General features: G+C 68.5%; 9 protein-coding genes and 1 pseudogene. 4 read left to right on the forward strand and 6 right to left on the reverse strand.

Going from position 1 to position 8798, the window contains the following annotated elements; all coding sequences use genetic code 11:
- Positions 1 to 324: 324 nt before the first annotated feature.
- From E1288_RS32095 to E1288_RS32110, 4 genes are read right to left on the reverse strand one after another with little or no spacing between them, the layout of a single operon-like run.
- Complete coding sequence (locus tag E1288_RS32095) at positions 325 to 1149, reverse strand: carbohydrate ABC transporter permease (RefSeq protein WP_132491930.1); 825 nt, start codon at positions 1147 to 1149, stop codon at positions 325 to 327.
- Complete coding sequence (locus E1288_RS32100) at positions 1146 to 2045, reverse strand: carbohydrate ABC transporter permease (RefSeq protein ID WP_235883947.1); 900 nt, start codon at positions 2043 to 2045, stop codon at positions 1146 to 1148. Before E1288_RS32100 ends, E1288_RS32095 begins: the two co-directional genes overlap by 4 nt.
- Positions 2046 to 2071: 26 nt before the next feature.
- Complete coding sequence (locus tag E1288_RS32105) at positions 2072 to 3409, reverse strand: ABC transporter substrate-binding protein (protein WP_132491933.1); 1338 nt, start codon at positions 3407 to 3409, stop codon at positions 2072 to 2074.
- Between the two features lie 4 nt (positions 3410 to 3413).
- Entirely contained in the window at positions 3414 to 4415 is a 1002-nt protein-coding gene (locus E1288_RS32110) for a zinc-dependent alcohol dehydrogenase family protein (RefSeq protein ID WP_132491935.1), read from the reverse strand.
- Positions 4416 to 4564: 149 nt separating this feature from the next.
- Here E1288_RS32110 and E1288_RS32115 point away from each other — a divergent pair, with 149 nt between their 5' ends.
- From E1288_RS32115 to E1288_RS32135, 4 genes are all read left to right on the forward strand, one after another.
- Complete coding sequence (locus E1288_RS32115) at positions 4565 to 5518, forward strand: sugar-binding transcriptional regulator (RefSeq protein ID WP_408014159.1); 954 nt, start codon at positions 4565 to 4567, stop codon at positions 5516 to 5518.
- 93 nt (positions 5519 to 5611) lie between these two features.
- Entirely contained in the window at positions 5612 to 6061 is a 450-nt protein-coding gene (locus E1288_RS32120; protein ID WP_132491957.1) for a MarR family winged helix-turn-helix transcriptional regulator, read from the forward strand.
- 99 nt (positions 6062 to 6160) lie between these two features.
- Positions 6161 to 7255, forward strand: a complete 1095-nt coding sequence (locus tag E1288_RS32125; RefSeq protein ID WP_132491939.1) for an NAD(P)/FAD-dependent oxidoreductase — start codon at positions 6161 to 6163, stop codon at positions 7253 to 7255.
- A 507-nt stretch (positions 7256 to 7762) separates the two neighbouring features.
- Complete coding sequence (locus E1288_RS32135) at positions 7763 to 8209, forward strand: GNAT family N-acetyltransferase (protein WP_235883944.1); 447 nt, start codon at positions 7763 to 7765, stop codon at positions 8207 to 8209.
- Positions 8210 to 8346: 137 nt separating this feature from the next.
- On the opposite strand, the gene E1288_RS32140 is transcribed toward E1288_RS32135, so the two are convergent.
- Together E1288_RS32140 and E1288_RS49140 are read right to left on the reverse strand one after the other, a co-directional pair.
- Positions 8347 to 8640, reverse strand: coding sequence for a hypothetical protein (locus E1288_RS32140; RefSeq protein ID WP_132491941.1), 294 nt, complete (start codon positions 8638 to 8640; stop codon positions 8347 to 8349).
- Positions 8641 to 8658: 18 nt separating this feature from the next.
- A pseudogene (locus E1288_RS49140) lies at positions 8659 to 8798 on the reverse strand (IS5/IS1182 family transposase); the annotation flags it as partial.

An 8798-nucleotide genomic window follows, 5' to 3' on the forward strand; every position in this document is an offset into this window, starting at 1 on the left:
TCACGACCAGGCCACGACCAACGATCAAGCCTCAATGCCCCGTTGGTGTCTTCTCTAAGCCGAAGATCAGCCCAGGCCGGACACCTCCACCCCGGCAACCTCAATCCTGCGAACGGATGCAATTTTGTCCCCCATCCGACGAAGCCAAACCGGCCATTGCCCCATGAAATCAATTCGGGAAATCCGGGAACCGCCGAAGAAAATTGATGGAATATTCCATGGAATGACCAACTGAAAGCCCAGCGGCCCGAATCCGATCCCCGTCCGGGATGGATCCGGGCCGCTCCCGGCTTACTGCACGATCGGCTTCCGTCGGCTGAGGCGTTACTTCACCGCTCCCATGGAGAGGCCTCGGACCAGGTGGTTCTGGGCCACCCAGCCGATGATCATCACCGGTAGCGACGCCAGGAGGGCCGCCGCCGACAGCTGGGCCCAGTACAGGCCCTCGCTGGTGATGAAGCCGACCAGGAACACCGGCACCGTGCCCGCCTGGGCCGCCGTCAGGTTCACCGCGAAGAAGAACTCCGTCCAGGAGAAGATCACGCAGATCAGCGCCGTCGCCGCGATGCCTGGTGCCACCACCGGCAGGATGACCTTGAACAGCAGCGTCGGCAGCTTCGCGCCGTCCACGCGGCCCGCCTCCACCATCTCCTTCGGCACTTCCAGGAAGAACGAGCGCATCATCCAGATCGCCAGCGGCAGGTTCATCGCCGTGTAGAGGATGACCAGCACCCAGACGTTGTCCAGCAGCTTCAGATTCTGCGAGATCACGTACAGCGGGATGATCGCCGCGACGACCGGCAGCATCTTGGTGGACAGGAAGAACCCGAGCGCGTCCCGGGTGCCCGGCACCGCCGCGATCGACAGCGCGTAGGCCGCCGGGACCGCCATCAGCAGCACCAGCAGCGTCGACACCACCGTGACGAACGCCGAATTGCCCAGGTACGGCAGGAAACCGCGTTCCAGGACGCCGGCGAACTGGTCCAGCGTCGGGGTGAACACCAGCCGCGGCGGGTCGGTGTAGGCGTCGGCCTCCTGCTTGAACGCCGTGAGCACCATCCACAGCAGCGGGAAGACGAACAGGATGGCGACCAGCCAGGTGAACGCCGTCAGCGCCCACCTGCCGGCCGGATTTCCGGCACGCATCATCGCACCTCGCTCACGCCGAAGGTCCGGAACATCAAGCGCAGCGCGAACGTCGCCACGATCAGGGTCAGCACGACGACGATGACGCCCATCGCCGAGGACTGCCCGATGTCGAAGCCCTCGAAGGCGCGCTGGTAGATGTAGTAGGGCAGGTTCGTGCTGGCGGTGCCCGGGCCGCCCTGGGTCATCAGGAAGATCGCGTCGAAGCTGTTCACGATGTAGATCGCGCCGAGCAGGATCGCCAGCTGCAGGTAGCGGGTCAGCTGCGGCAGGGTGATCGACGCGAAGATGCGCCACCGGCCCGCGCCGTCCACCGCCGCGGCTTCGAGCACCTCCTTGGACTGCGACTGCAGGCCCGCGAGGATCAGCAGCATCATGAACGGCGTCCACTGCCAGACGATCTGCGCCATCACCGACGCCAGCGGGAACTCCGACAGCCAGTCGGTGTCACCGCCGAAGACGAAGTTCAGCAGGCCGAAGGTCGGGTCGAACATCGTCGTCTTCCACAGCAGCGCGCCGGCCGCCGGGAGGATCAGGAACGGCGTGATGAGCAGCGTGCGGACCACCCCGCGGCCGACGAACTGCCGGTCCAGCAGCAACGCCAGCCCGAGGCCGAGCAGCATCGCCACGAGCACGCAGACCACGGTCAGCAGCACCGTGGTCAGCATCGCGCCGCGGAACTGGCTGTCGGCGAACACGTCGACGTAGTTGCGCAGTCCGACGAAGTGGCGGGAGCCCGGCCGCACCAGGTTCCAGGACTGGAACGAGTAGAACACGGTGAGCACGAACGGGATCTGCGTGACCAGGATCGTGAACAGCAGGGCGGGCAGCAGCGGGGCCCGGCGCAGCCAGGCGGTGCCGGACCACTTGCCGACCGGCTTGCGCACCTGGGCGGGCATCGTGACAGGTGTCGTGGCGGTCTGGGTCATCTGGTCTCCCGGTATGCCGCGCCGACCGATTCGGCGTACTCCTGGGACTGCTGGAGCGCCTCGTCGACCGTGATCTGCCCCGCGATGGCGGCGGACAGCTGCTGGCTGACCCGCGTGCCGAGGTCCTGGAACTCCGGGATGCCGACGAACTGGATTCCCGGGTACGGCACCGGGCGCAGCATCGAGTTGCGCTGCTGGGCGCGGTCGATTCCGTCCAAAGTGGCCGGTGCGTAGGCCTGGGCGGCCTGCTGGTATTCGGGGATCTGGTACGTCGACAGGCGGCAGCCGGGCGGAACCCGGTTCCAGCCGAAGGTGGTGCCGACGTTGCGCACGAACTCCTTGTCGGTCATCCAGCGCATGAACCGCCAGGCGGCGTCCTTGTCCTCGGCGACCTTCGGCATGGCCAGCGACCAGGTGTAGAGCCAGCCGCTGCTGGCGGTGCGCTCGACCGGGGCCGCGACGTAGCCGGACTTGCCGACGACGTTGCTGCTCTCCGGGTCCTCGTTGGTGCCGGCCATGACCGTGGCGTCGTACCACATCGCCGCCTGGCCCTGCCCGTAGCGCGTGCCGCATTCGGAGAAGCCCGCGCTCGACGCGCCGACCTCGCCGTGCTCGCGCACCAGGTTCACGTAGAACTCGGCGGCGGAGCGGAATTCCGGCGAGGTCAGCTGCGCGTTCCAGTTCTCGTCGAACCAGCGCGCCCCGAAGGTGTTCGCGACCGTGGTGAAGGGCGCGAGGCTCTCACCCCATCCCGGCTTGCCGCGCAGGCAGATGCCGGACACGCCCGCGGCCTTGTTGTCGAGCCTCGCCGCGAAGTCGGCGATCTGCTGCCAGGTCGGGCGTTCCGGCATGGTCAGCCCGGCCTGCTCGAACAGGTCCTTGCGGTAGGCCAGGAACGACGACTCGCCGTAGAACGGCACCGCGTACATCGAGCCCTGGTGGGACAGCGAGTCCCGGATGCTCGGGATGAAGTCGCCCGGGTCGTAGCCCTCGCTGCCGTCGATGTAGGGCTGCAGGTTCTCCAGCCAGCCGTTGGCCGCCCACTGCGGTGTCTCGTAGTTGCTGATCATCACCACGTCGAACTCGCCGCCCTCGGTGGCGGTCGAGGCGGTGATCTTGGCGCGCGCCTGGTTCTCGGGCAGCTGCACGAACTTCAGCTTGATGCCGGGGTTGTCCCGCTCGAACTGGTCCGACAGCGCGATCGCGTCCTCCATCTGCGGGTTCGACACGATCGCGACCACCAGCGTCCGCCCGCCGGAGCCCAGCGCCCCGGCGCCGGCGCAGCCGGTGAGCGTGAGCAGCGCGGCGCACGCGAGCAGCGCTAGCTTCCTCATTCGCCTATGCATCAACGCCTCCCGGCAGCACCTGGACCTTCAGCCCGGCACCGCTGCGCATCAGGTCGAGCGCCGCGGGGAATTCCTCCAGCGGCAGGGTGTCGGTGAGCAGCGCGGCGGTGTCGATCGCACCGGAGGCCACCAGGTTCAGCGCGGCGCCGAAGCTGTTGAGCACCGCCATGGAGCCGACGATCTTGATCTCGTCGTTGTAGATCCGGAACGGCGAGAGCGACACGCGGGCCTCTTCCGGGGCCACGCCGAACACCAGCAGCCGGCCGCCGCGGCGCAGCGAGTCGAAGGCCGCCTCGATCGCAGGCGCGGCACCGGTGCAGTCGACCGCGGCGTCGAACCGCTCGTCGAGCTCGGCGACGTCGGTGCCGACCGCCACCGCGCCGAGCTTGCTCGCCCGGCCCAGCCGCGCCTCGTTGCGGTCGACCACCGTGACGTGCGCGCCGCCGCGCTGGAGCAGCTGCTGCATCAGCAGCCCCATCGTGCCCGCGCCCACCACGAGGAACCGCTCGCCCGCTTCGACGCCGATCTGCCGGACGCCGTGCACCGTGCACGACACCGGTTCGACCAGCGCGCCCTGCTGCCAGGTCATCTCGTCCGGCATCCGGTAGCAGGTGGCCGCCGGGACGGCGACGTACTCGGCGAACGCGCCGTCCACGGTGTCGCCGGTGGCGTTCCAGTTCGCGCACAGGTTGCCGTGACCGGAGCGGCAGGGCGTGCAGTACCCGCAGAACAGCGAGGGATCCACCGCGACCCGGTCGCCGGCCTTCCAGTCCCCCGGCACCTCCGCGCCGATCTCGACGACCTCGCCGGCGAACTCGTGGCCCGGCACGATCGGGTAAGGCGTGGGTGGAAAGTGGCCGTCGGCGATGTGCAGGTCCGTGCCGCAGATCCCGCACGCACCGACCTTGATCACCAGTTGCCCGTCCCCCGGCTTCGGATCCGGCACGTCGCCAACCCTGATCGAACCGGGCTGGTCGATGATCGCGGCACGCATGACACTCCATTCCTGTCTGCTCATATGAGCACATCTCATCGCGGGCGTCCCGCAATACGCGGAGCATTCAAGGACTTCATGCCGAGATACGTCAACCTTTGGGCCGAATTTCGAGCTATTGTGCTCATATGAGCACTAAGAGGATCCGGATGACCGACACGATCACTGCGGCGTCGATCGCGCACCGGTTCTACGTCCAGGGCCGGTCCAAGCTGGAGATCGCCGAGGAGTTCGGGATCAGCCGCTTCAAAGCGGCGCGCATCCTGGCCGCGGCACAGGAAACCGGCCTCATCCGGATCGAGTTCGACCTGCCGGTGCCGGTGGACCTGCCGATGTCGGACGAGGTCCGCGCCGCCTACGGGCTCCGCCGGGTCCTGGTGCTCAATCGAGCGGAATCGAAGGCAGACCGGCCGGAGCTGCGTCGCCGGATCGGCTCGCTGGCGGCGCAGCTGCTGACCGAGCTCGCCACGACGGACGACGTGATCGGCCTGGCCTGGGCGCGTTCGGTGAACGCGATGGCCGAGGCCGTCGATTCGCTCCCGAAGTGCCCGATCGTGCAGTTGTGCGGGGTGCAGGCGGGCATGGACATGCGCGACCGGTCGGTGGAGACGGTGGGCCGGGTCGCGGCGGTCGGCGGCGGCGACCCCTACCCGATCTACGGCCCGCTGGTGCTGCCGGACCGCCGGACCACCGACATCCTGCGCAAGCAGCCGGGCATCGCGGAGACCTTCGACCAGTTCCAGCACCTGACCAAGGCCGTGGTGAGCATCGGCGCCTGGCGGCCGGGCGAATCGACGGTGTACGACGCGCTGACCCCGAGCGAACGGGACTCGATCGGCCGGCGCGGCGCGACGGCGGAGATCGCGGCCCGCCTGTTCGACGAGAACGGCAACGCCCTGTCGACCGGCCTGGCCCACCACGTCCTGGCGATCACCCACGAGCAGCTGCGCCAGGTCCCGGAGGTGATCGCCCTCGGCTACACCGAACCGAAGGCGGAAGCGATCGACGCGGTCCTGCGCTCCGGCATCGTCACGACCCTCATCACCGACGCGGTGGCGGCCGAGCGGATCCTGGAACTGGCCGCCGAGCGCCCGCCCGAGTGACGGCCGATCCCCGCGCAAGACGCAGTTCGTTGCACGAATTATCAAGGCGTTCGATGTTAATCTGGCGGCGTGGGCAATCAAGAAGATGGCCAGATGGGAATGGCGGCCGCACTGGTGCGGTCCGCGTTCCTGGTGGATGCCGTGTACGCCAAGTCGGGCCGGGAATACGGACTGACGCCGCAGCAGGGGCAGTTGCTGTGCGTTCTGATGTCGTGCTCTCGCGGCATGAGCGAACTGGGGGCGATGCTGGGGCTGGCCAAGTCGAGCCTCACCGGCCTGGTGGACCGCACCGAGCGCAACGGCCTGGTCCGCCGCGAGCCGGATCCGCAGGACACGCGCGCGGTGCGGGTCGCGCTGACCACGCAGGGCAGCAAGCTCGCGGACGAGTTCTACGCCGAGACCTGCAGGCGGATCGAGGAGCTGCCGGCGAGCCTCAGCCCGGCGGAGCGCAACACGCTCGCCGACCTGCTGGGCCGCGTCGTGCTGAGCAACGAGGTTCCGGTGGTCTTCATGGAACCGGACGAGGGCGCCCGCGACAGCTGAGCCGCAAATGATGTGTCCCGCGACACAATCGGTTGAGTTCGTAGTACGAACTATTACAGTTCGTACTACGAACTCGGTCTTTTTGTGGAGCGTGGAATCATGAGTCGTACCGTCGCGGTAATCGGCGGAGGCTACGGGGGCGCCGCGGTCGCCAAGGCGCTGCAGTCCGAGGCCGACGTGGTCCTCATCGACCCCCGGGACGCGTTCGTCAACGCGGCCGCATCGTTGCGCGCACTGACCCGGCCCGACTGGGCCGGCAACATGTTCTTCCCCTTCGAAACGCTGCTCACGCACGGCGAGGTGATCCGCGACCGCGCAGTCTCGGTGGACCCCGGCGGCGTCACCCTGGCCTCGGGCGAGCACGTCCCGGCGGACTACGTGGTCCTGGCCACCGGCTCCAGCTACGCCTACCCGGCCAAGCCCGGCTCCAACTCGGTCGACGACGCGCTGGACGACCTCCGCCGGACGAACAAGGAACTCGTCCAGGCCGACAAGGTGCTGATCCTCGGCGCCGGGCCGGTCGGCCTGGAACTGGCCGGCGAGATCAAGGACGCCTGGCCGGACAAGCACGTGACCATCGTCGACCCGGCCCAGGAGCTGCTCCCCGGCTTCGAGCCGGAGGTGGTCGAGGACCTGCGCGGCCAGCTCGACGCGCTCGGTGTCGACGTACGCCTCGGCACCGGCCTGGCGGCGGCGCCGAGCACCGAGGCGGGCCGGACCGGCGCCTTCACCGCCACCACCACCGGCGGCGACGAGATCGCCGCCGACATCTGGTTCCGCGCCTACGGGACGAGCACCAACAGCGACTACCTCGCCGACGGCAAGCTCACGACCCGCACGCCGCAGGGCCAGGTTCCCGTCACCGAATTCCTCAACGTCGTGGGGCACGACCACGTCTACGCGGTCGGCGACATCACCGACGTCGCCGAGGCCAAGATGGCAGCCCACGCGATGCGGCACGCCGAGGTAGTCGTCAAGAACATCTCCGCTCAGCTGAGCGGAGAACGCCCCGCGGCCACCTACGCTCCCGAGCCGTTCCCCTCGATCCTGCTCCCGCTCGGTCGCAGCGGCGGTGTCGGACAGCTTCCCTCTCCCGAGGGCCCGACCGCCGCGCCGGCCGCGATGGTCGCCGAGTACAAGGGCGCGGACCTGTTCACCGGCCGCTTCATCGAGCAGTTCGGCCCCACCGCCTGAACGGCAGCGTTCCCGCTCGCAGCGGCACCGCAAGTCCGTCCCAAGAGGACATTCACGTCGACGCGCCGCACGCTGTTCTCGGCGGGCGGCGGAACGCAGGACGTCGTTTCCCTCGGCCGCTGGGCCGGCGAAATCGTCCCGGCCGTGCGCGAAGCGATCGCGAAGGCCCGGTGATCAGTGGCCTCGCTCCCGGTTCGGGGGGCGAGGCCACTGGAGCGATGGGCGCTGCACAACCGGGCAGCTGAAATCTGTCGGGCCTGCGTGATTTGCTCGACGACATGACCGAACCCGCGCGAATCACGCCCGACCTCGTCCGCCGCTGGCAGGCGGGCTGGGGCCTGGCCCGACGTTTCGCCCGGCAGAGGAGGCACGCGGCGGACTGCACCTCGTGATCGGGAAGCCCGGCCGCCACAACGAAGTCGTCGCCTGCACGCCGACGACGATCCGGAGTCCCTGCGCAACCTCGCCGCAGAGGCCGCAGCAGCCGCGCTTCCCACGTGGCTGACCGTGCCCACCAACCACCCCGACGCTGTCAGGGCGATCGTGCGCGACGCGGGGCTGAGCCTGCCGGACGAGCCGGAGTGGTTCATGACCACCGATCTGAGCGGGCATCCACGACGCGCAGGCCCGGCGCCGTACGAGTGCGTGGCAGCGGTGGAAGGGTCGGTGGTCGAGGCCGAGGTGCGGCATCCGTCCGCGGGCGTGGTGGCGCGCGGAAGCATGGCCGTGATCGGCACCGATGCGATCGCGGACCGGATCGAGACGGACCCGGCGCACCGCCGGCTCGGCCTGGGCAGCGTGGTGATGGGCGCGCTCGCGGAGCGAGCCATGGCGCGGGGAGCGAAGGCGGGCATCCTGATCGCCAGCACCGAAGGCCGGGGCCTGTACGCGGCGCTGGGCTGGGCCAACAACGCAATCGTCCTCATCGCGAAACCGCCCATCCCCGCTGTGTGAGGCTCGTGAGTGCTTTGGACCGCTCTAGCGATCCAAAGCACTCACGAGCCGCGCCGGCGGGATGACGCGCACATCCGAAACTGTCCGGTGGCGCACCGTTTCCCGTTGACTCCTCCAACGGGAAACGGGAAACGGCTCTATTTCCCGGCTCCGGAATCCGAATCTCCGCCACAATCCTCCGACGAACGGCGCGCGGCCGCGCCGAACCGGACTTCCCTCCAGGCGTCGAGGACTGCGATGAATGCGGCGGAGAGCACCAGCACCAAGGCGAACAGCTCAGTACCGGAAAGGGCGATGCCAGCGAGGACGATCGCCGCCCACACCAGCACTGCGGTGAACACGAGGGCGAGCACCACCCGTCCGAGCGACCTCGCCAGGGATGGATTGCGCTGTTCGGGTATCGATTCTCGGACGAGCTCGTCCTTGATCATCTCTTCTCCTAAGGGTTCCTAACAAAGGGTCTTGATGTGTCGGTAGCAGATGATGCAGGTGGCCAGGCCGAGGAACGCTTCGTGGATGTCGTCGCGGCGTTCCCAGCGGATGCGGAGGCGTCGCATGCCGTGGTACCAGGCGATTGTGCGCTCGACGA

The organism is Saccharopolyspora elongata (assembly GCF_004348985.1).
Lineage (GTDB): Bacteria > Actinomycetota > Actinomycetes > Mycobacteriales > Pseudonocardiaceae > Saccharopolyspora > Saccharopolyspora elongata.

Coding starts and splice junctions, on each gene's coding strand:
- E1288_RS32100 (WP_235883947.1), bottom strand. CDS start 2,045: ATGCCCGCCCAGGTGCGCAAGCCGGTCGGCAAGTGGTCCGGCACCGCC.
- E1288_RS32095 (WP_132491930.1), bottom strand. CDS start 1,149: ATGATGCGTGCCGGAAATCCGGCCGGCAGGTGGGCGCTGACGGCGTTC.
- E1288_RS32140 (WP_132491941.1), bottom strand. CDS start 8,640: ATGATCAAGGACGAGCTCGTCCGAGAATCGATACCCGAACAGCGCAAT.
- E1288_RS32110 (WP_132491935.1), bottom strand. CDS start 4,415: ATGCGTGCCGCGATCATCGACCAGCCCGGTTCGATCAGGGTTGGCGAC.
- E1288_RS32105 (WP_132491933.1), bottom strand. CDS start 3,409: ATGAGGAAGCTAGCGCTGCTCGCGTGCGCCGCGCTGCTCACGCTCACC.
- E1288_RS32125 (WP_132491939.1), top strand. CDS start 6,161: ATGAGTCGTACCGTCGCGGTAATCGGCGGAGGCTACGGGGGCGCCGCG.
- E1288_RS32115 (WP_408014159.1), top strand. CDS start 4,565: ATGACCGACACGATCACTGCGGCGTCGATCGCGCACCGGTTCTACGTC.
- E1288_RS32120 (WP_132491957.1), top strand. CDS start 5,612: ATGGGAATGGCGGCCGCACTGGTGCGGTCCGCGTTCCTGGTGGATGCC.